The organism is uncultured Anaerococcus sp. (genome assembly GCF_963510575.1).
GTDB lineage: Bacteria > Bacillota > Clostridia > Tissierellales > Peptoniphilaceae > Anaerococcus.
On the sequence record NZ_CAUPFR010000018.1, the window covers coordinates 1 to 22,366 of the forward strand.

General features: G+C 37.7%; 19 protein-coding genes and 1 other annotated feature. Of the genes, 11 read left to right on the plus strand and 8 right to left on the minus strand.

Annotated elements, in window-relative coordinates:
* The 9 genes from ahpF to RQ907_RS02630 form a co-directional block, all read left to right on the plus strand.
* Nucleotides 1–1,174 (plus strand): alkyl hydroperoxide reductase subunit F (gene ahpF / locus RQ907_RS02590; protein ID WP_311491847.1); only part of this gene is annotated, 1,174 nt, incomplete at its 5' end.
* 95 nt (nt 1,175–1,269) lie between these two features.
* Nucleotides 1,270–2,619, plus strand: a complete 1,350-nt coding sequence (guaD, locus tag RQ907_RS02595; protein ID WP_311491848.1) for a guanine deaminase — start codon at nt 1,270–1,272, stop codon at nt 2,617–2,619.
* Nucleotides 2,620–3,951: a solute carrier family 23 protein gene (locus tag RQ907_RS02600; RefSeq protein WP_311491849.1), complete on the plus strand. Its 1,332-nt coding sequence runs from the start codon at nt 2,620–2,622 to the stop codon at nt 3,949–3,951.
* Nucleotides 3,952–4,055: 104 nt separating this feature from the next.
* On the plus strand, nt 4,056–4,820 hold the full coding sequence (locus tag RQ907_RS02605; protein WP_311491850.1) for a helix-turn-helix domain-containing protein: 765 nt from the start codon (nt 4,056–4,058) through the stop codon (nt 4,818–4,820).
* 299 nt (nt 4,821–5,119) lie between these two features.
* Nucleotides 5,120–6,571 (plus strand): IMP dehydrogenase, encoded by a 1,452-nt coding sequence (gene guaB, locus RQ907_RS02610; protein WP_311491851.1) that lies wholly within the window; start codon nt 5,120–5,122, stop codon nt 6,569–6,571.
* Nucleotides 6,572–7,154: 583 nt separating this feature from the next.
* Nucleotides 7,155–7,853 carry a ZinT/AdcA family metal-binding protein gene (locus RQ907_RS02615; RefSeq protein WP_311491852.1) on the plus strand — a complete coding sequence of 233 codons (699 nt, stop codon included), beginning with the start codon at nt 7,155–7,157 and terminating at the stop codon, nt 7,851–7,853.
* A complete protein-coding gene (locus RQ907_RS02620) occupies nt 7,837–9,216 on the plus strand; it encodes a metal ABC transporter substrate-binding protein (RefSeq protein WP_311491853.1) in 1,380 nt (459 codons plus the stop codon). Before RQ907_RS02615 ends, RQ907_RS02620 begins: the two co-directional genes overlap by 17 nt.
* Nucleotides 9,213–9,884 (plus strand): ATP-binding cassette domain-containing protein, encoded by a 672-nt coding sequence (locus RQ907_RS02625; protein ID WP_311491854.1) that lies wholly within the window; start codon nt 9,213–9,215, stop codon nt 9,882–9,884. The genes RQ907_RS02620 and RQ907_RS02625 overlap by 4 nt, the downstream gene beginning before the upstream one ends.
* Entirely contained in the window at nt 9,878–10,672 is a 795-nt protein-coding gene (locus tag RQ907_RS02630) for a metal ABC transporter permease (protein WP_311491855.1), read from the plus strand. The genes RQ907_RS02625 and RQ907_RS02630 overlap by 7 nt, the downstream gene beginning before the upstream one ends.
* Nucleotides 10,673–10,791: 119 nt before the next feature.
* On the opposite strand, the gene RQ907_RS02635 is transcribed toward RQ907_RS02630, so the two are convergent.
* The 5 genes from RQ907_RS02635 to RQ907_RS02655 all read right to left on the minus strand — a co-directional run bounded on the left by RQ907_RS02635 (nt 10,792) and on the right by RQ907_RS02655 (nt 16,231).
* A complete protein-coding gene (locus RQ907_RS02635; protein WP_311491856.1) occupies nt 10,792–11,556 on the minus strand; it encodes an ATP-binding cassette domain-containing protein in 765 nt (254 codons plus the stop codon).
* Complete coding sequence (locus RQ907_RS02640) at nt 11,543–12,418, minus strand: ABC transporter permease subunit (protein WP_311491857.1); 876 nt, start codon at nt 12,416–12,418, stop codon at nt 11,543–11,545. The genes RQ907_RS02635 and RQ907_RS02640 overlap by 14 nt, the downstream gene beginning before the upstream one ends.
* Nucleotides 12,418–13,404 carry an ABC transporter substrate-binding protein gene (locus RQ907_RS02645; RefSeq protein ID WP_311491858.1) on the minus strand — a complete coding sequence of 329 codons (987 nt, stop codon included), beginning with the start codon at nt 13,402–13,404 and terminating at the stop codon, nt 12,418–12,420. Before RQ907_RS02645 ends, RQ907_RS02640 begins: the two co-directional genes overlap by 1 nt.
* Nucleotides 13,405–13,450: 46 nt before the next feature.
* Nucleotides 13,451–13,680, minus strand: a binding site (T-box leader).
* Nucleotides 13,681–13,823: 143 nt separating this feature from the next.
* The gene (locus tag RQ907_RS02650) at nt 13,824–15,899 is read right to left on the minus strand and encodes a heavy metal translocating P-type ATPase (RefSeq protein ID WP_311491859.1); all 2,076 of its coding nucleotides are present in this window, start codon (nt 15,897–15,899) and stop codon (nt 13,824–13,826) included.
* Nucleotides 15,899–16,231: a DUF6110 family protein gene (locus RQ907_RS02655; protein ID WP_311491860.1), complete on the minus strand. Its 333-nt coding sequence runs from the start codon at nt 16,229–16,231 to the stop codon at nt 15,899–15,901. The genes RQ907_RS02650 and RQ907_RS02655 overlap by 1 nt, the downstream gene beginning before the upstream one ends.
* Before the next feature lie 471 nt (nt 16,232–16,702).
* Here RQ907_RS02655 and RQ907_RS02660 point away from each other — a divergent pair, with 471 nt between their 5' ends.
* The gene (locus tag RQ907_RS02660) at nt 16,703–16,966 is read left to right on the plus strand and encodes a methyltransferase (protein ID WP_311491861.1); all 264 of its coding nucleotides are present in this window, start codon (nt 16,703–16,705) and stop codon (nt 16,964–16,966) included.
* A 143-nt stretch (nt 16,967–17,109) separates the two neighbouring features.
* Here RQ907_RS02660 and argF read toward each other — a convergent pair whose 3' ends face one another.
* Together argF and RQ907_RS02670 are read right to left on the minus strand one after the other, a co-directional pair.
* Nucleotides 17,110–18,129, minus strand: coding sequence for an ornithine carbamoyltransferase (gene argF, locus RQ907_RS02665; RefSeq protein WP_311491862.1), 1,020 nt, complete (start codon nt 18,127–18,129; stop codon nt 17,110–17,112).
* A gap of 1 nt (nt 18,130) precedes the next feature.
* Nucleotides 18,131–19,120 (minus strand): DUF4236 domain-containing protein, encoded by a 990-nt coding sequence (locus RQ907_RS02670; RefSeq protein WP_311491863.1) that lies wholly within the window; start codon nt 19,118–19,120, stop codon nt 18,131–18,133.
* Nucleotides 19,121–19,288: 168 nt separating this feature from the next.
* On the opposite strand from RQ907_RS02670, the gene RQ907_RS02675 reads away from it, so the two are divergent.
* The gene (locus tag RQ907_RS02675; protein ID WP_311491864.1) at nt 19,289–19,537 is read left to right on the plus strand and encodes a DUF1232 domain-containing protein; all 249 of its coding nucleotides are present in this window, start codon (nt 19,289–19,291) and stop codon (nt 19,535–19,537) included.
* Nucleotides 19,538–19,622: 85 nt separating this feature from the next.
* Here the strand turns inward: RQ907_RS02675 and glmS are convergent, their stop codons facing one another.
* Nucleotides 19,623–21,446 (minus strand): glutamine--fructose-6-phosphate transaminase (isomerizing), encoded by a 1,824-nt coding sequence (glmS, locus tag RQ907_RS02680; protein WP_311491865.1) that lies wholly within the window; start codon nt 21,444–21,446, stop codon nt 19,623–19,625.
* Between the last annotated feature and the right edge of the window lie 920 nt (nt 21,447–22,366).

Consider the following 22,366-nt stretch of genomic DNA (forward strand, 5'->3'; position numbering starts at 1 on the left):
TATAGTTTCACTTTCTTGCCACAACTGCCCAGACGTAGTCCAGGCCCTAAATATAATGGCAATCCTAAATCCAGCTATCAACCACACTATGATTGATGGTGGCACTTTCCAAGACCTAGCAGAATCAAGGGATGTCCTCGCCGTTCCTGCCATTTTTAAGGACGGAGAATTTTTCGAAGGTGGCAAGCAATCCCTTTCTAGCCTCTTAGATAAGCTTGGAACTAAGGTTGACAAGGGTGAATTTGCTAATAAGGGACTTTTCGATACCCTAATAATAGGTGGTGGTCCAGCCGCTGCTACAGCTGCAATTTACGCTGCCAGAAAGGGCATCAAAACAGGACTTGTTGCCAGCGAATTTGGTGGCCAGGTCAATGAGACCTTGTCCATAGAAAATATTCCTGGTTTTAAATACACAGAAGGCCCTGATTTCATGGTTCAAATGAAAGGCCAAGTTACAAGCCTTGATGTAGACCTAATGACAGGTGTCCTTGCAGATGGAATAAAATCTGTGGACGGAAAGGTAGAAGTAAGCCTTGATAATGGAGCTAAGCTCTTTGCAAAAACTGCAATAATTGCAACTGGCGCTAGGTGGAGGCTAATCGGCATCCCTGGTGAAACTGAGTTTAGAAACAAGGGTGTTGCCTATTGTACCCACTGTGACGGCCCACTCTTTAAGGGCAAAAATGTCGCTGTAATCGGTGGCGGAAACTCTGGTATAGAGGCAGCTATTGACCTAGCAGGCATTGTAAAACACGTAACAGTCTTAGAATTTTTGCCAGAATTAAAGGCAGATGAGATTTTACAAAAGAAATTGAAATCTCTTTCAAATGTGACAGTAATAACCAACGCCCAAACCACAGGCCTTTACGGCGATGGCAGGGTTGAAAGACTCGAATATACTGACAGAATAAGTGGCCAAGAAAACAAACTTGATATAGCAGGTTGCTTTATCCAAGTAGGCCTCATTCCAAACACCGATTGGATGGGAGATTCAGGTATAGAAAAGAATAAGATGGGTGAAATCATCACAGGAAATGACGGATCTACAAACATCGAAAGAATCTACGCCGCAGGTGATGCTACAGATAGCAAATTCAAGCAAATCGTAATCGCCGCAGGCTCTGGAGCCACAGCAGCCCTCGGCGCTTATAACTACCTAATGGTAAATGAATAGAAAAATCGTCCTTCGGGGCGATTTTTTTTATTTTCTCCTTGACTGTATAGCTGCTATAGGCTATATGATATTTTCAAAATCTTCAGGAGGTAAAAATGAATAAGTCATTTGCAATAGAAGCAAAAGCTTTTTATAGCGAAAGTTTTGACCAAGTTAAATTTATAAATAAGGGGATTTTTCTAATAAACGAAGATGGTTTTATAGAAGAACTTTATGAAAAATCTAATGCTTCTTATGATGAAATAAGACAAAAACTATTAGAAGAGGGCAAACTTAGGGTTTTAGCTGATAATGAATACATATTGCCAGGTTTTATAGACCTTCACAACCACGCTCCTCAGTGGCCACAAGCTGGCACCGCCCTAGATAGTCCACTAGAAGTTTGGCTTGGCAAATACACCTTCCCACTTGAAAGCAAGTATAGGGATTTAGAATTTGCTAACATGGTCTATAGAGATTTGGTAAAAGAAACTCTCAAGTTCGGTACAACAACTGCCATGTATTTTTCAAGCGTTGATAGGGCTCCATCAAGACTTCTCGCCCAAATCTGTGGAACTCTTGGTCAAAGGGGTCTTGTTGGCAAGGTTGTAATGGATGATCCTAATGCCAACCCTGATTATTGCAGGGACAAGTCAGCCAAAGATGCTATTGAAGAATCAAGACTCTTTATAGATGAGGGTTTATCCATAAAAGATACCTACAAGCAAAAAGTATATCCGGTCATCACACCTAGGTTTATACCTTCTTGCTCAGATGAGGCCCTAGAAGGCCTGGGAGAGCTAGCTAAAACCTATAAAGATATCCATATCCAAAGCCATGTCAGCGAAAGCGACTGGGAGCATGGTTATGCTATAGAAAGATACGGAATCCACGATGCCAAGGCCCTGGATAAGTTCGGCCTTATAAATGAAAGAACTATCCTAGCCCACGCTTGCCACCTATCAGAAGAAGATATGAAGCTTTTGGCAGAAAGAGGCGCAAGTATTGCCCACAGTCCGATTTCAAATGCTTATTTTGCAAATGCAGTCCTACCTATCAAAACTTGCCAGGAAATGGGACTAAATGTAGGTCTTGCTACCGATATTTCTGGTGGTTATAGCCCTAGCATGTATACAGCCATAAGACAAGCTGTCATCTCATCTAGGATGCTAAACGACGGAGTCAATCCAGCCCTAGCTAGTGATAAAAGAGGCAGAATAGACTCGTCAATAACTCTAAATAGAGCCTTTTACCTAGCGACAGCAGGAGGTGGCGAGGCCCTAAAACTACCTATAGGAAAACTTGAAAAAGGCTATGCCTTTGATATACAAATTCTGAAAATAGATGAGGCAATCCCACACTTTTATGAGGAGCTCTCTGATATAGATATCCTCCATAAATTATTGCTTTTATCAGAATCTTCAAACATAAAAGAAGTCTACGTCCAAGGAGAGAGGGTTAAATAGATGGAAAATAATATACAAAATCCCAACGAGAAAAAAATAGAAGAAAAACTCCCTACTGGCAAGGCCCTAGTCCTTGCCCTCCAGCATACTTTAGTTATGAATGCTTATGTTGTACCTTTAATCATAGCATCAATTTTACTTTTTGACGACGCCCAAAAGGTGAGCATAATCCAATCAACCTTTTTGGTATCAGGAATAACAACCCTAATTCAAGCCCTTGTTTTTATGAAATATCCCCTTGTCTACGGTGCAAGTTTTGTGCCTGTTGGCGGTATTATCGGAATTTATATGATAAATGGTGGCAATATCGATTCTTGGGCCTATGTGGTTGGCGCTTGTCTAATAGGTGCCTTTGTCCAAGTTATGATAGGATTATCAAAGCAATTTAACAAAATCCTCCAGTCCTTGATATCTCCAGTTGTTGGAGCAAGTATAGTTTTAAATATCGGCCTATCCCTCATACCCCTAGCTCTAAATTCGCAAATTTTTGTAGAAAATGAAGCTAGCTTGGGAGAAAATATAATAATTGCTCTTATAACAATGCTTGCCATGATGGTTTTTTCTATTCTTGGTGAAAAAAATAATAAGGTAGGTTCTATTTCTAGGATAGGATCGGGTATTTTTGCTCTTTTATGTGGGTTTCTAGTCTATTTATCTTATGGTTATGGCAACTTCGAACCAGTCAAAAACGCTAGTTTTTTTGCAAGGCCTGCCCTACCTTTCCTAGACTTTTCTATAAAATTTGACCTAGCATCTGTCTTTACTATGATTATTTTATACTTTGTAATAATGACAGAGACTGTTGGATCATGGCTAGCTACAAGCTCTACTACCCAAACAGAACTCACAGAAGAAAGGGTCAATAAGGGTGTAACAGGGCTTGGAATTGCCAATATAATATCTTCACTTTTTGGGGTAAGCCCAATGACAGCCTACTCTTCAAATGTGGGAGTCCTTGCCCTATCCAAAGTCTTTAGCAGGCACATAATGACCTTTGTTGGCACCATCCTTATCCTAATAGGTTTTTCAGGCAAATTGTCAGCCATCATCACCGTAATCCCATCAGCTGCTATTGGCGGAGTATTTTTGGTAACAAGCGGTATTATAGCCCTAGCAGGAATTGGCATGCTTAAAACCATAAATCTTGATAGCAAGGGCCAATATATTTTGATCATATCAATGTCTTTTGCCCTAGGATTAAACCTAGTCCCAAAAGACTTTATAAAAAACCTACCTGTTATAATCCAATATATCCTAGGATCATCTATAGCAAGCTCTGCCCTAGTAGCTATCATCTTAAATAAAATTATTCCTGATAGGAAAATTTCATAATATTATTATAATAAAATTTCTAAACTCTCACTTTTATGGCAAATGTGGGAGTTTTCTTGCTTAAAACTACGATAAAAATTAGTATGATAATAGTGGAGGTTGTGATGAAATATTTATCCGTAAGTGAATTTGCCAATATGTTTAATGTCAGCAGGCAAACTCTGATTTATTATGACAAAATAGACTTATTTAAACCCTGTGAGGTTGATCCAAAGACCGGCTATAGAAAGTACACCTACAATCAATTTTCTCAATTTTCTTTTATAAAATTCCTTAGAAGCCTTGGTTTTTCTATAGAAAAAATCAAGGACCTTTTAAGCCATGATAACCTAAACACCCTAAAAGAAGAACTGAATTTCCAGGCAGATATGATCCTTAAAGAACAAGAGAGATTATCAGAAATTATACAAACTATAGATAGAAAGTTGGATTTTGTTGATGAAAAACTAAAAATCAGCAAAAATATAGACTACGATTTTATTTCTAGCCCACCTAGGATATATTATTCTCTTGGCTATGAAGAAAATATCTACAACTCTTCCCTGTTTTTTAACTATCCAACCCTAGTTTTTTATAATTACAAAAAAGAAAATAGCTCCTACGATAAAGTTTTTGGGGCCCTAGTTGGCTTTAATTATGTCAAGGAAGAATACGAAGACTTTATAAAATATCTAGACAAATACAAGGCTCTAAGATTTTTTTACGAAGGTCCTTATGCCGATATACCAAGGGTTGTGGAAGAGGCTAAGAAAAATTTCCCAGATAAGAATTTCTCCAAAGATTTTATCTGCATAAATATTTTAGATCCCTTCCTAGAAAATATGGTAGATAGGTATTTGACAGAAATCCATATCCCTATTTGTAGTTAAATATATATAGTTGCTATATAGTCGCTCATATTTTTTATTTGCTTTATATCTTTATTAATCATCTTACTAGATAAATAATAAATTAAAATCGTCCTCCAGGGCGATTTTTTTATTTTCAAGGGACAAGACCCCTAATTTTTGTAATTTTACCAATTTCAAATCTCTTAGGAAAATCATTAGACGAGTCTTATTTTTAAAGGTATAGTAAGAAAAATAATTGAATAGAGTGTTGCGAAAAGCAATAAGATGCTTTAAGAGTGGATTGTTTCTATTAGAATCAAAGAAAAGAGGAGATTAAGATGAAAATTATAGGCGACGGCTTAACTTTCGATGACCTACTTCTTGTACCAGGCCCATCTGAAGTTTTACCAAATCAAGTAGAAATTAAAACAAACTTAACAAAAAAGATCAAGCTAAATATTCCGTTAATGTCAGCATCAATGGATACTGTTACCGAGTATGAAATGGCGATTGCCATGGCAAGACAAGGTGGAATTGGTATTATCCACAAAAATATGTCCATAGAAGAGCAAGCTGCCCAAGTTGACAGAGTTAAGAGGAGCGAACACGGAGTTATAACCGATCCTTTCTATTTGCACCCATACAACAACCTCGGTGATGCCCTTGATATCATGGCCCACTACAGAATTTCAGGTGTGCCAATAGTTGACGATGGCATGCACCTAAAGGGAATTTTAACCAACAGGGACGTAAGGTTCCAAGATGACGAAAGCGTCCTAATTGAAGATATTATGACCAAGGACAATTTAATCCTAGGACACGTTGGTATTTCCATGGAAGATGCCATAAAGAAGATGGAATCTGGAAAAGTTGAAAAACTCCCAATCGTAGATGATGAGGGCAAGCTAAAGGGCCTTATCACTATCAAGGATATAGAAAAAACCAGACAATATCCAAATTCAGCCAGAGATGACCAAGACAGGCTCCTTGTTGGTGCAGGTGTTGGTATTACAGGTGATATGATGGAAAGAGTTGACGCTCTCGTTGGCTCAAAGGTTGACGTAATCGCCCTTGATACTGCCCACGGCCACTCTAAAGGCGTTATAGAAGCTGTCAAAAAAATCAAGGCCAAATACCCAGACCTCCAGGTAATTGCCGGCAATATCGCAACAGGCGAAGCAGCAAGAGACCTAATAGAAGCTGGCGTTGACTGTGTCAAAGTCGGAATTGGTCCTGGATCAATTTGTACAACCAGGGTTGTAACTGGTGTTGGTGTGCCACAAATATCTGCCATTGTCGACTGCGTGGAAGTTGCCAAAGAATACGGCATCCCAGTAATAGCAGACGGTGGTATCAAATATTCTGGCGATATTACCAAAGCCCTAGCCTGTGGTGCAAATGTGGTAATGGCAGGTTCCCTCTTTGCAGGAACTGAAGAAAGTCCAGGAGAGACTATCATGTTTGAAGGTAAGCAATTTAAAGAATACCGTGGCATGGGTTCTCTCGCAAGCATGAAATCAGGTTCATCTGACAGATATTTCCAAAATGACACCAAAAAATTCGTACCAGAAGGCGTTGAAGGCCGTGTAGCCTTTAAGGGATATGTAGGCGACGTAATCTACCAACTTCTCGGCGGACTAAGATCTGGTATGGGTTACGTAGGAGCAGCTAATCTCAAGGAACTTTACGAAAAATCAAAATTCGTAAAAATCTCCCCAGCCTCCCTAGTAGAAAACCACCCACACGATATTCAAATTACAAGAGAATCTCCAAACTATACAAAGAAATAGAGATAAAAGTGATCGGCAAAATCTGTCGGTCACTTTTTTTCATAATTCACACTATCTTTCCAATCTCTAACTAAAAGTAATTTTATTTCTTGATTGAATCCTTCAGATTTTTTTAAATCTATAATCAAAACCCAAATAAAATTCTTTCTCACCAAATAAAAAACCAAAAATTCCAGACCTATTAAAACAAAATTAAAGTCTCTATTCAGTGCAAGAGAAAAGATACGAATTTCAATTTTTAAAAATCAAGCCCAAAAATCTAAATTTAGGAATTTTAAATTGTAAAATCCAAATCCATGTATTTTTCATCGCAAAATTCAATTCTAGGTATTTTTTCGTCACAAAATCCAAATCCATGTATTTTATAATACAAAATCCAAAAAATTTTCAAAATAAGACTCTCTTCGATTAAGCCCTAAATTTCAATATTTAGCCAAAGAAAATTCGGTCCTTTTGCCCTTGTTAATTAATCATTTTTGAACGATAATGCAAATCATTCTTGACTTTTTAATTGATATGGGTTATTATTATCATGACTGGTTAATCGATTGACAATTTAAAAATTAATTATGAGGTAAATGATATGAAATTTAATAAAAAATACACTATAACAGCCCTACTTTCCCTAGGTCTTATTTTTTCTGCCTGCCAAAAAGGTGCAGATGAGGCAAAACCTGCAGAGGATACTAAGGCAGAAACCCAAGTAGAAGAACAAGCTAAGGACGAAAAACCTGCTGAAGAAGCAAAACCAGCCGAAGAAGCAAAACCAGCCGAAGAAGCTGATAAGGCAAGCATAGCTGATTGGGAAGGCGAATGGAATAACATGGGTGGTTACCTAGAAAAACCTGAAATCCAAGGCGCTTTCAAAACTCTAGCAGAAAAAGAAAATACAGATGAAAAATCTGCCAAAGAAGGCTATCTAAAGAAGAGAAAATGTGATTTTGGTGGTCTAGAAATCTCTGGCGACCATGTTAAATTCCTAAAAGAATTCCCAGATGCTAAGGGCGAAGTTGTCGGTGAAGCTGATTATACCTATAAAGACAAAATAGAAGTAGAACACGGTGGTCATAAGCTTGAGTGGGATGTATTTGAAGCTACAAGCAAAGATGCTCCTTACAAGGTTCTTTTAATGATGCCTATCCACGGTGAAGAAAGTCTAACCCACTTCCACATGAGATATGGTGATGACAAGGATAGCCTACTTAAAGAAGAAGGCTGGTACCCAACCTTTGTAAAACCATCTTCAACTGACCAACAAATCATAGATGAAATTACTGAATAAGATTTTCTCCCTGGGCCAAGGCTTGCTTGGCCTAAAAAAAGGGAGTAGAAAATTTTTAGCGATTTTTCCTATCCTTGTTCTTCTCCTAGCAACTTCCTGCTCAAAACACGAAAAAAAGACTGGCGATAAACCCCTAATTTATACTTCATTTTACCCAGTCCATGACCTTGTCCAAATGATTAGCGGGGACACAGCAAGGGTAGAAAGTTTTATGCCTGTAGACAAGGTGCCCCACGAATGGGAACCTTCTCCTAAGGATATGAAAAAACTAGCTTCTTGCGACCTCTTAGTTGTAAATGGGGCCAACATGGAGCCTTGGCTTGATACCGTAAAGGAAAACTTGCCAAACCTTGATATCCTAAAGCTATCAGATTCTGTAGACCTTATTACCTATAAGGGTGCAGCTGCTATCGGTGATTTTCAATACCTGGCAAGGCTAGATCTAAAAGCTGGCAAAAATAAGATTGACTTTGGCCATACCCACGAAGACATGATGAGGGTTGCCTTTATCAAAGACGAAGGCCTTGACCAAAAAAACTTGGTCAAAAAAGCCAAGGAAGTCATGAGCCAAAAGGGCGAACTAGTCCACCAAAAATCTACCAATAAGGTAGAAGAAGGCAAGGTTTACGGCGTAGAGATGGGCCACGAATCTGGCGAGGTATTTTTTGATTTCCCTGAAGATGGCAAATGGATATTTATATCCGATAGGGTTAGTGAGGACTTGCTCCCTTATAATTTCGTAGACACTAAGGGCAATTTCTTAAAGGATGAGGGCAAGGAAGTCTCTCTTATGGAAGGCTCTTCATCAGGTTTTGACAAAATCACCTATGACCCTCACTCTTGGATTTCCATCGTAAATGCCAAGAAATACCTAAATGCCATCCAGGAAAAATTGATAGAAAAATATCCACAAAACGAAAGAATATACAGAAAAAATAAGCTAAAATATGTAGACCAATTGACAGATATAGACGCAGAATATAAAGAAAAATTCGCAAAGCTTGATAAGGATAGGAAAAATTTCCTAACCCTCCATTACGCTTACGCCTATCTGGCTAGAGATTTTGACCTAACCCAGTACCCTCTCCAAGGTCTAACCAGCCTTGAAAGTCCAAGTCTTAAGACAATAAAAAAGGCGATTGATTTTTCAGAATTTAACCATATTTCAACCGTCTTTTACGAATACGGGCAAAATCCAAAGCAGGCCAAGGCCCTAGCAGAAGAAATTGGCGGCAAGATTTCTCCCCTTGCCTCCATGGAATTTTTGACCAAAGAACAAAAAGATAAGGACCAATCTTACATTGATTTAATGAGAATGAATCTTGAAAATCTCTACAAGTCTATGGTCGAGGAGGAAAAATGAAAGCAATTGAAATAAAAGATGTGACCTTTGCCTATAATAAAATCCCCGTCATAAAATCTTGTGATTTTGAAATAGATACTGGAGATTTGGCTCTTATCCTAGGTGGTAACGGCAGTGGCAAGTCAACTTTGATAAAATTAATGTTAGGCGAACTAAAAAAAGATACAGGTTCTATAAAAATTTTGGGCAAGAATATCGAAGATTACAAATCCTATAAGGATATCGGCTATGTTCCCCAAATAAATATAGTAAATAAAATATCCTTCCCTATAACTTGCCTAGAACTAGTATCTTTAAACCTTTACGAGGATTTTGGCTTTATCAAAATCCCAAAAAAAGCTCACTATCAAAAGGCTAAAGATATCCTTATAAAAATGGGCATGGAAGCATATATAAATACTCCTGTCAATGAGTTGTCTGGTGGTCTTGCCCAAAGGGCAATGATTGCCAAGGCTATGATTAATAACCCTCAAATCCTTATCCTAGACGAACCTACAGCTGGTGTTGATAAGGAAAGTAAAGCGAATTTTTTTGAAACAATAAATATCCTTTCAGAAAAATTTTCCATCACCATAGTAATGGTTACCCACGAATTAAAGGAAATGGAAAGTCTTGATTTGAATATGAAAAAATATGAAATGGTAGAAGGGAGGCTTAAAAAATGTTAGAATTTGCCTTTATGAGAAAAGCTTTACTTTTAGGCTTCCTCCTTTCGATTATGATTCCTATAATAGGAATAGTGATGGTCAACAGAAAAACTTCTATGATTGGAGATGCCCTTTCCCATACAGCCCTTGCTGGTGTTGGTATGGGCCTAATCTTAGGTTTTGACCCCCTCTTAGGATCTGCTATAATTTGTGTGCTGGCAGCCTTCCTAATAGAGTTAATAAGAAAAAAATTTCCCCAATATGGAGATATGGCAACAGCGGTAATCATGTCGACAGGTCTTGGTATAGCAGCCATCTTGTCAGATTTCGCTCCCGGTGGTAATTCCTTTGAGTCCTACCTTTTTGGTTCGATTTCATCGGTAACAACAGCTGATATCATAAATACTTCTATAGTATTTGTCTTGGTATTAATCCTTTCTGTCACCAGATATTCAGCTCTCCTAGCCATCGCCATAGACCCAAATACCGCAAGACTTTCTGGGGTTAAGGTAGAAAGACTTGATGCTATCTTTACCCTACTTGCAGCTATAACTATAGCCTTGTCTGTGAAGATAATCGGAGCCTTGATGGTGACAAGCCTCATAGTGCTTCCTGTTGCAACAGCCCTTATAGTAGCCAAATCTTACAAACAAACCTTTTTCATAACTACTATCCTTGGCCTAATCTACATGATGGTTGGAATTGTAGCTTCCTATAATTTCGACATCAAGCCAGGTGGCGCTATTGTGGTAAATGCAATCATCGGCATGGCTGTGTTCGGACTTTACAAAAAATTTGTAAAAAAATAAGCGATGAACTTATACCCTCCAATTTTCTAAGTCTTAGCTTATTATATAACTAATAACCCTTTAAAATATTTAGCTGAAAATGGCTAGGAAAACCTGTTTAGTTTATCCTAGCCATTTTTTTATCCTTCGTATTCGCCAAGTTCTTCCTTGTATTTTTTTATAAGTTCTGGTTCACTTATGTCTTTTGCCATGACATCTATGGCGATTTTGCCCTTGTTGAGCATGATTATCCTGTCAGAATACCTAACAACATCCCTTAGGTTGTGGGAAATCAAAAGGGTAGTTATTTTTTCTGTATCGATTAGGCTTCTGGTTTTGTCCATTATGTTACGGCTGGTTTTAGGATCTAGGGCAGCTGTATGCTCGTCAAGGAGCAAAAGTTTTGGCCTTTTGGCTGTTGCCATCAAAAGCGATAGGGATTGCCTTTGACCACCAGATAGAAGTCCAGTTTTGGTATGGAGTTTGTTTTCAAGCCCCAAATTCAAGGACTTAAGCCTCTCTATAATCTCTTTTTCATCAGCATTTTTCTTTAGGTTTTTTAGGGTAAATTTCTTGCCTTTTTTTAGGGCAAGGGCCATGTTTTCGTATATATCAAGGTTGGTTGCAACTCCGTCCTTTGGGTCTTGGTTGACCTTGCCAATGTAGGCCGCTCTTTTTTCTTCAGAAAGCTTAGTCACATCTTCCCCGTCAATTAAAATCGAACCCCCATCTACCCTTAGGGCTCCAGAGATTATGTTCATGAGGGTTGACTTACCACAACCGTTTGGGCCTATAATGGTAGTTGCTACTCCCTCTTCTATTTTTAGGGAGAAATTATCGAAAATTGTCACTTCTTCATCAGTTCCAAGGTTAAAACTTTTGCTTATATTTTTAATTTCTAACATCTCTTACCAACTTTCTGTACTGTTTTTTGCCTAGGTAGTTATTGTAAGCTATAAAGGCTATTACAATTAGGGCAGTGATTAGCTTTAGGTCGTTAGGATTTAGGCCAAAATAGATGGCGATACCTGATATAATCCTATAGACTATGGCACCTAAGATTGCCCTGGTTGTATCCCTTAGTTTGTTCGAATTTTTTGCAATTGTATCTCCGATTATGATTGAGGCAAGACCTGTAACAATCATTGCTGTGCCCATGCCGATGTCAGCGAAGCCTTGGTAATTAGTCATAAGACCTCCGGCTAGACCGATTATGGCGTTTGAAATGATAAGCCCCCAAAATACGTAGGTGTCAGGGTCCTTGCCAAGGGCTTTGACAAGCTTTCTATTATTGCCAGTTACTTTTAAAAGGTATCCTTGTTCGCTTCTTAAAAAATAATCAATTAGGACTTTAATAATAAGAACAAAGGCGATTAGGATTATCCATTTAGGCACGCCACCAAAAATTGATGGATATTGAGCAACAGGGATATTAGACACACCCTTAATTTTCAAATTTACTGAATAAAGCATGGTAAGGGTTAAAATACCAGTTAAAAGTGGTTCGACTTTCACTTTTTTATATAGAAAATAAGTGATAGAACCAGCTGCCACTCCACCAACAAGAGACAAAACAAGTCCCAGGTAAGGATTTAAACCACTTGTGATTGCCGCTGCTGTTAAGAAGGCTCCCAGTGGATAAGATCCTTCTAGGGTTAGGTCGTAGTATTCCAAAATTTTGTAAGTGAGCATATAGCCCATGGCTAAAACGCCGAAGACAAGGCCTATTTCAACCGATGAGGCCATTATATTAAGTAAAACTGTCATTATTTTCCTTCCTTTTTTTCCATAATTTTAGCATCTTTAAGACCTTCATTTTTCAAATCAAGTCCCAAAATTCCTGCTGTTTCCTTGTTTACAAGCATTTCTAAATCCTTGGCATCTTCAAATGGGAAGTCTTTTATATCCTTGTTTGCCCTTAGGATTTCACCTGCCATCTGTCCTGCCCTTTGGCCGATTTTTTTGTAGTTAACCCCCTCTGCAAGCAGAGCCCCATTTTCTACAGAACCTTCATCGAAAGCCAAACTAGGAATTTTTTCGTCCTTCAAAGTCTTGGCTATAACTGGCATAGCGTTTACAACCACATTGTCAGTGACAGTTACCATGGCATCTGTGCCTGACTTTAGGCTAGCAAGGGCTTGGGGAATATCGTTAATTGATGAAACCCCTTGTTTTTTAAGACTAAGGCCACGCTCCTTAAGGGCCTTTTCCAAAGCCTCGATTTGGACAAGAGAATTTTGCTCATTTGTGTTATACATAGTAGCGAAGGTCTTAGTTTCTGGATAAATTTTTAAAAAGTCATCGATAACCTTGGCTGGATCCACATAATCTGAAACCCCTGTTATATTTTTTCCTGTCCTTGTTTTTTCATCAACCAAGCCTGCTCCTATCGGGTCTGTTACAGCTGTAAATAAAATCGGCCTGTCATTGACTATGTTATAAACTCCCTGGGCGGCAGGTGTGCCTATGGTGTAAATCAAATCTGCCCCCTTAATCTTAAGGTCGGAAGCCAATTGGGGAATAAGAGAAATATCTCCTCCAGCCCTGTGGTCGATTAACTTGTAGGATAGACCTTCCTTGTCAAGTTCCTCCAAAAATCCCTCCCTGGCTGCATCAAGTGACGGATGGTCGGCTATTTGGATGACACCAATTATGTATTCTTTTTTGCCTTCCTTATTGCCACAAGAGCCCAATATGATAAGGCCAACCAGCACAAAGATTGTTCCGGCTATTTTAGTAAATATTTTTTTCATAAGAACTCCTTTCTACAAATAAAAATGCTAATAAAAAAACCCGTCCATATAGGACGAGTGTAAATTCGTGGTACCACCTAAGTTTATAATCTAAAAGATTACCTCAACAGAAGTCTAACAACTTCTTGCTTCTGATAACGGTAGCTTCCGTAATAGCTTACTTGTTTCGGCTATTCTGCCTACAGAGGGAATAAGTTTTAATCCTTACTAGACTTGCACCAACCGTCTTTTCTCTAAAGTAATTCATTAAAACTGTCTTTCTGTAATCACATTTTTATTTAGTATAATAATACAACTGAATTTATAATATGTCAAGGAATAAGTCGCAAAGAAATTTAAAAGAAAATCCAAACTCCCTTAAGCCTTTATTTTTGAACAAAAAAGGTGACCCACCTTTTGGTTTGTCACCTTTAAAAAATTTATAGTCTGTAATTATTCATATTTTGGCCAGCTATGGCAACTGTTGACATGTTGTGGATTAGGGATGAATTTGTATTTGATAAGAGTCCTAGAACACCTAAGATAATTAGGCCAGAATTTATACCTACTATCTTTCTGTAGTCAGCCTTAATTCTCCTATCCATAGACTTAGCAAGTTTAATTACTTCTATTAATCCATCTAGGCTATCTGTACCTATAGATATGTCTGAGATTTCCTTAGCTATATCAGCTCCCTGGTGCATAGCTATACCAACATCTGCAGCTGATAGGGCAACTGAGTCATTGATACCATCACCTATCATGATGACTTTTCTACCCTCAGCCTTCTTCTGCCTTACATAGGCTTCCTTATCTTCTGGAAGGACTTGAGATTGGTAGTAGTCTAGACCTAGGCGTTTAGCAACAGAAGCTGCCGCATTTTCAGCATCTCCAGTAAGCATGGCTATCTCTTTAAAGCCTAGCTTTCTTAAATCTTTTATAACATCTTCTGCCTCTTCTCTTATTGGGTCTTCTATGCAAAGAACCGCAATCAACCTATCTGCAAAGGCTAGGTAAAGAAGGGAATAATGTTCCTTAAGATTATCAATCATTTCCCTAGTTTCGTCACTTATTTCTATACCCTCATCTTCTAGGATAAAGTGTTCTGATCCAATTAGGGCAGTTTTGTCAACTATATGTGACCTGATACCGTGAGCTACGATGTATTCTGGTTTTGAATGCATCTCCTCGTGGTGGAGGTCCTTATCCTTGGCTGCCTTTACAACAGCGTTAGCGATTGAATGTGGGAAGTGCTCTTCAAGGCAAGCTGCAATTCTCAAACACTCATCTTCGCTTATATCTGTAAGGGCAATAACCTTGGCAAGTCTTGGTTCTGACTTGGTTAAAGTTCCTGTTTTATCAAAGACTATAGTATCAGCCTGAGATAGGTTTTCTAAAAACCTTCCGCCCTTTACTATAACATCCATATCTGAAGCCTGGCTAATAGCCTTCATGGTCGCTATAGGAATTGTTAATTTAAGGGCACAAGAAAAGTCTACCATCAAAAATGATTTGGCTTTGATGAAGTTTCTTGTAAGTAAGTAGGTAAGTCCTGCTCCTATAAAGGAATACTTAACAAGGGAATCAGCCATACTTTCTGCCTTCTTTTGAGAAAGCGACTTGTTTCTCTCGCTTTCAGAAATAAGGTTTATGATGTGGCTTAATCTTGAATCGTCGTATTTTTTGCTCACCTTAACAAGGACGCCACCCTCTTCGAGGGCTGTTCCTGCAAAAACTACAGATCCCTTATTTTTCTTAACTGCTTCACTTTCGCCAGTAAAGGATGCTTCGTTAACCATGGCGAGGCCTTCTACAACTTCCCCATCTACTGGGATTGTAGAACCCATTTCAACTGAAACAAGGTCGCCTACTTCTACTTCCTTAAGTGGTTTTAGGATTTTTTTGCCATCTTCAACCACAAATACCTTGTCAATATTTAGGGCAAGGGAATGAGCTAGGTCGTCTTGAGATTTTTTGAGAGTATATTCTTCTAACTTCTCTCCTAAACTCAAGAGGAACATGATATTAGCTGCATCTCCAAATTCACCTGTTGCCAAGGATACAGAAATAGCTGTAGCATCCAAGAGGTCTACATTTAGCTTTCTTTGGCGAATAGCCTTTAGACCCTTCTTGATAAATGGATAAGCCCTTAGCATGATGAAGTATGGACCTAGAGGAGCTGGGATACAATACCTAAAGAAAAGCCTCCTATAAAAAGCATCTCTTAGGATCCTAAAGACATCCTCTTCCTCTTGTGGGTAAAAATCAGGATCATCTATAACTAAGTCTTTAATTGTTTTTAAATCAAGGTCTAGGATAAACCTAGCAAGGTTTGGAAGGCTTCCTTTTTCAAATGTAACTGTAAAAGAATTTGCAAGAGGATTTACCTTACAAAGCTTAACTCCATCTAGACCTTGGACTAGATATTTTAAATTATTGGCTAGGTCAAAGCTGAGATTTTCCTCATAGACAAACCTAGCCCTGGTATCTAGCCTGTGGGCTAAACTTGCCCTCATTATTTATCTTCGTCCTCTTTGATCTCAGCCTTGATTTCTTCTTTGATTTGGTTGATAAGGTCTTCTCTAGCAACTTCATCTATATTTAGTTCTGCTGCTTTTTTAGCCTTTTCTAAATCTTCTTTTGCATTTGCTTCTTTAGCTTCTGCTACTATATCATCAGCAGAAACTCTTACTTGTTCTACTGTTTTGTCAATAGATTCTTTTACTCTAAGACCACCTGCGACAGCACCTACAGCTGCTTTTTTAGCAAGTTCTGAGCTTAAAACTTTTCCTCCAAGAGCTCCAACTAAAACTCCGGCACCAATTCTTAAAATCTTTTTATTTATCATACTACTCTCCTTTATGAAACATATTAATATTGTATAAATATCACATTATCATTATATTTGATATTTTTTCGAAATCAAGTGCTTATGCAAAAAATATTTTTTAGAACCCATTGAAATAACTTAAATACAAGTCTTGGTCATTTTTATTTTAGTTTTTTTAGGCATTTGATATTGATAACAATTACTACAATCATTGATATCGTAAATGAATATTCATTCATATGAGCGCCTATTCTTGCATAAAATTTTACTTAAAACTTAGCCTAGCAAATATAATATAAATGAAATTTATACTATTTTTTAAATGGAGGATTAAATGAAATCAAATAAGCCACATCTTCCAATCTTTGGAGTTGGGCCAATTTACGTCCTATCTTGTTTGGTCCTAGCTTAATTTTAGATTATAAGGGATTTTTAGAATTAGGGGAAGCTAGTCAAATTAGTCTGCTTTTTGTAGCCCTAGGAATATTTATGATATTTTTCGGCCTATATCTATGTGTAAGAGCTGTCCTGATACACAAAATAAATGCAAATGTCAAAGCTGATATCCTAATTACTGATGGAGTTTACGGCATAGTTAGAAATCCAGTCTATACAGCTTTTATATTTATCTTTACAGGCATACTCTTATTTGCAAAAAATTATTTTTTATTGACCTTGCCAATAATCTTTTGGGTGTTTTTAACAATATTGATGAAAGCAAGCAAAGAAAAATGGCTAAAGGCTAAATTTTGAAAAGAATATGACCCATATTGCAAGATGGTAAATCGAGTAATTCCTTAGTTTCCCAAAAAATAAACATTTAAAAACTGGCATAGGATAAGTAGGCGGTCTTTGATAATCAAAGAGCGCTTACTTATCTCTTACCAGCTTTTTTTCTAATCATATCTTAAGGTTGAATATAAAATTGCCTTTACGGCAGGAATCCTGTTTTCTGTTTGGTCAAAAACCATAGATTTTTCTGACCTAAAAACTGAATCAGCAACTTCCATCCCGTTAAAATCCCAATCCTTCATATCTTCTGGTAGTTTTGCCAGTACTTTTTGGGAAAGATTTGACTTTTTATCGTGGAAGGCTGGCAGGCAGTGCATAAAAATCGCATCCTTATCGCACATTGCCATAACCTCATCTGTCACCCTATAAGGATAAAGTCTTCTTATCCTATCCATAGGTGGATTTTCTTTTTCTGTAAGGGCAATCCACATATCTGTGTAGATTATATCGGCATCTGCCACTGCTTCCTCAAGATCATCTGTATAAATGACATCTGAGTCGTGCTTGTCGGAAAACTTTCTTGAAAGTCTAACCAAATCTCTTCTCGGAAAAAACTTCCTTGGCCCACAACCTACAAAATCTATACCAAGTTTTGAACAAGTGATGACAAGAGAGTTTGGCATAATATCGCCGGGATAGCCTAGATATGCGAGTTTCAAGCCTCTTAGATAGCCAAATTTTTCCCTAATGGTAAGCATATCTGAAATCATCTGGGAAGGGTGGAACATATCAGTCATAGCATTATAAATTGGAACTTCTGTTATCTTTACAAGTTTTTCTAGCAGATTCTGCTCGTGTCCCCTATAGACTATTCCATCATAATATCTGTCGAAAACAGAAATTGTGTCCTCAATTGATTCGTTTTCGCCCATTTTTGCCTGGGTGTAGTTAATAAAAGATGTAGTCATTCCCAAATCAGCCGCAGCTATCTCAAAAGAAGTCCTGGTTCTTGCTGAGGCTTCCTCAAAAAGAAGGATGATGTTTTGTCCTTCTAGATATTTGTGGAGCTTTCTCTGAACCTTTAATTCCTTAAATTCAGCGGCCAAGTCTATTAAATATAGAATTTCCCTTTCAGAAAAATCTTTAAGGGCTATAAAATTTCTTTTTCTTAAATCAATATCCATCTTATTCACCATCTATAACTGTGTCTGAGAAGACAATTACCAGAGTCATATCCTTATTTTTCATCTCTAATATCCCGTATTCTACAAGGTTTAACTCAGGATTGTCTTTGTATCTTTTATCAGCTGTTCCGTCCTTATTTACGTGAAGATATGTCTTATTTATCAAAGTAGCATCTGATATCAGTTCTTCTTCAAGAAAGGCTTCGCTTCTTAAATCCACTTCCATATCCTTGTAATCAATAGCCTTATTATCCCCATTTTTGTTTATCAAAAGGGCATCAGGTAGGAAGGATAGGGTCAAATCCCCTGCCTCTAGGCTATAAACTTTTACATTTGTACTTAAATCTCCAGCGAGACCTTCTCTTAGCCTTAATTCTTTCCTAGCTGTAATTAGGTTCTTATCATCATCTGCTTCAATCTTATCAACCAACCAAACCTTCTCGCTTTCTAAGATCCCAGCAAGAAGCTTGTTGGTAAGGTCATATTCCTTACCAGAATCTCCTTCAAAATCATATTCGATTTCAACAGGATTCTTCTTCTTGTAGAAATACATAAAAGCACCTATAACCGCAATTACCACCAGGTAGGTTTTCACAAAAGTCAAAATGATTCCCAGAATAAAGACAATCAAACCTATTTTTCTTAGGGGATACTTGTAAGCAGCTTCTCCTAGAACATCTTTAAGGCCTGTTGATTCCAAATTTTTGAAATCAAGACCAAAGTCCCTACTTTCGCTTTGAGTAGCATCATCAAAAAAATCTTCGCTTTTAGAGCTAGGTTTTTTCTGGGATTTTCCCCCAAAAGGATTTGAAAAATCTTTTTGGTAGGAAAGACCCGTACCTGGCAAGGAAGCAGTAGTCCTAAAGCCGCCACCGGCCTTCTTGGTCACCCTAAAGCCCTTGCCACCCCAAGAAAATCCCGGGCCGGACTTAGACATATTTACCCTAAAACCCTTGCCTAAATTTATACTTTTTCTAAATCTAATTCCCATTTATACCTTCTTTCTTATAAATATTATACCCGTATATCGGATTTTAAATTAGTAGTTTGATATTTTTAAAATACAGTTTTAATATTATTTACTTGATTTTTAATTTTTCCCAGTATAATGATATTAGAAATAAAGATAATTAAATTCGTATATAAAGGATGTAATTTTATGAATAAATTAAGAAGATTGATACCAAGATATTTCAGAGCCCTTACCAACAAAAATACCCCAACCGCAGCCAAAATCCTTGCGGCTTTTACCCTAGTCTATATAGCCATGCCAGCAGATGTAATCCCTGATATATTCCCATTCTTAGGCTATATCGACGACGCTGTCCTAACAGCAGGCCTGATTTACTTTTCAAATAAATTGATACCTGAAGATGTCAAGGAAGAGGTAAAATCTATTGAAAATTAAGTTTTTGAAAAATTTTACAATTATAGTTTAAGATAAAAACAAAGCCTAGGCATTCTTAGCCTAGGCTTTGTTGATCTTACAAATTTTATTCTACTGTTACAGATTTTGCCAAGTTTCTTGGTTTATCAACGTCAATGCCCTTGGCTGTTGATGTATAATAAGCCATAAGTTGGCCAGGAATTACTGTTAGAAGTGGGTAGAGTATTTCGATTGTCTCTGGCACTTCATAAATTTTATCAGTTATTTTTTCCATCCTGGCATCCTTGTGAGATGTGATAATAAAAACATTTGCTCCCCTTGCCACAACTTCTTCTACGTTTGATAGGGTCTTGGCTGTGAGGTCTTTTTGGGTCATGATTGCTATGACTGGTGTGCCTTCTTCTATCAAAGAAATTGTTCCATGCTTTAATTCACCTGCTGCGAAGGCTTCAGTATGGATATAGGAAACTTCTTTAATCTTTAGGGCAGCTTCGATGCTTGTTGCATAATCAATGCCCCTTCCTATATAAAATAGGCTGTGTTTATCCTTTACTTCTTGGGCAAATTCTTTTATTATTTCATCATCGGCTAGGATTTGTTCGATTTTTTCAGGAATTTCCTTCAAATTTTCTATTACTTCTTGGTAGATTTCTTCGGAAATTTTTCCTAATTTCTTTCCAAAATCTAAAGCTAGAAGGTAAATATTTACTATTTGGCTGGTGTAGGCCTTGGTTGATGCTACGGCTATTTCTGGGCCTGCATAGCAGTAAATAGACTTGTCTGCTTCCCTATCCATTGATGATGCTAGAGTATTTGTAATTAGAAGGGTTTCCGCTCCCTTTTCCTTGGCAAGTCTTAGGGCCTTTAGGCTGTCTGCAGTTTCACCTGATTGGGAGATGAGAATTACAAGGGTATTTTCATCTAAAAATGGTTCGTTGTACCTAAATTCAGATGCTAGGTCACAAATTACAGGTATTTTTGTAAATTTTTCTAGGGCCCACTTGCCAACAAGACCTACATTATAGGCTGTACCACAGGCTACTATATAAATTCTCTTAAATTTCTCAATTTCAGTTTGGCTAAAGGAATCTCCGTCAAATACAACTTCACCTTTTTTTACATTTAACCTTACAAGTTCCTTGATAACTGGGCCTTGTTCGTTGATTTCCTTAATCATAAAGTGATCGTAACCAGACTTGGTAGCTGCATCTACTGACCAAGTTATCTTTGTAAGCTCTCTTTGAACTTCCTTATAGCTATTGTCATAAATTTTGTATCCACCATCCTTAATGTCAATTATATCGCCATTTTCTAGGTAGATTACGTCTTTTGTATATTTAAGGATTGAAGGTATATCACTAGCCATGATTGTAGCATCATCCATAAGACCAACTACAAGTGGACTTTCAACCCTCATACCAATTAGCCTGTCTGGTTCATCTGTTGTTATAATGCCACAAGCAAAAGAACCCTCAAGCCTATCCTTAACTTTTTTTACAGCCTCTAAAAGGTCTCCATCATAATATTTTTCTAGTAAAACTGCTATGACTTCTGTATCTGTAGTTGACTTGAAAGTATAGCCTTCTTCCTCAAGCTCTTTTTTTAATTCCCTATAGTTTTCAATGATACCATTGTGGACAACAGCAATCTTTCCATTATTTGAAAGATGGGGATGGCTATTTATATCACTTGCCTCTCCGTGAGTTGCCCACCTAATGTGGCCTATACCAATATGTCCACTGATAGGATTCTCTTCAAGAGCCTTTTCAAGGTTGGCTAGTTTTCCAGCCTTCTTAACCACAGAAAGCTCTCCTCCATCAATCACAGCAAGACCTGCTGAGTCGTAACCACGGTACTCGAGCTTTTCGAGCCCGTCAACTATTACCTCTCTTGCATTAAGCTTTCCCTTATAACATACTATTCCGCACATAGTGCCTCCTTATAAAATTTTTCATGAGGCCACTGTGTCTTCTCTGTCACAGAAATTGCTCTCTGCTTTTGTCTAACACTAGGGCTGTGAACCCAGGAAGCTCCCGCCGAATTTTCGATAACTTCCTCCCTCGTCATCCCATAGGGATCTGGCGCTTTAACTTTTTTGCCTCATCTTTTTATTATATACTATTTTGAGTTATTATCCAAGATTTTTATCCGAGATAAATTATCGTTTTTTCTTATCCGAGATAAGCTATCTGTATTATATGTAATAATTTTATTTACAATTGAATCTTCGTAAAAGGGGACCCCAGGGGAACGTTTCGCACGTTCCCCCATCGGGTCCCCTTAACCCCCTCCCGTTACCCCCTCCGGGCGACCCCTCGCGGGGGACAAGGAGTTTGCCTTCGGCAAACCTGTTGATATGGAGGAGCCTTTGTTTAGGAATAATATTTGTTTAAATTTTTAAAATCCCAAGCCTCCTAAAAATTGCAATCTCGTCTGACTTATGCTTTGTATTTTTAATTAGTTAACAGTATTTATAATGCTTTTATTCGTAAAGAGCTGTCAGTGCAATTTTCTTTACGGATGCTTGGTATTTTAAAATACACAATCTTGTGATTTTTTCTTCTTTGTTTGAAAACAAACACTAATTTAGCAATGTTTGGCGAAGCCAAACGAGGCTGGTAAAATCTGGAACTTCGAAGTTGATTTTCTAATCTACTGGCAAAGATTTCTAATCGAGGGTTGCGTTAAGAAAACTGATTGTTTGAGGCGTAGCCGAGTTATCAGTTTTTAGCAGCCCGAAGATTAGAAATCTGTGGGGAAATACGTAATCTTAAACAAGGTAATTCTCTTTACATAAAAAAGGTGATGTTGCAGAATAGATTTATCTATTCTGCAACATCACTTTTTTTC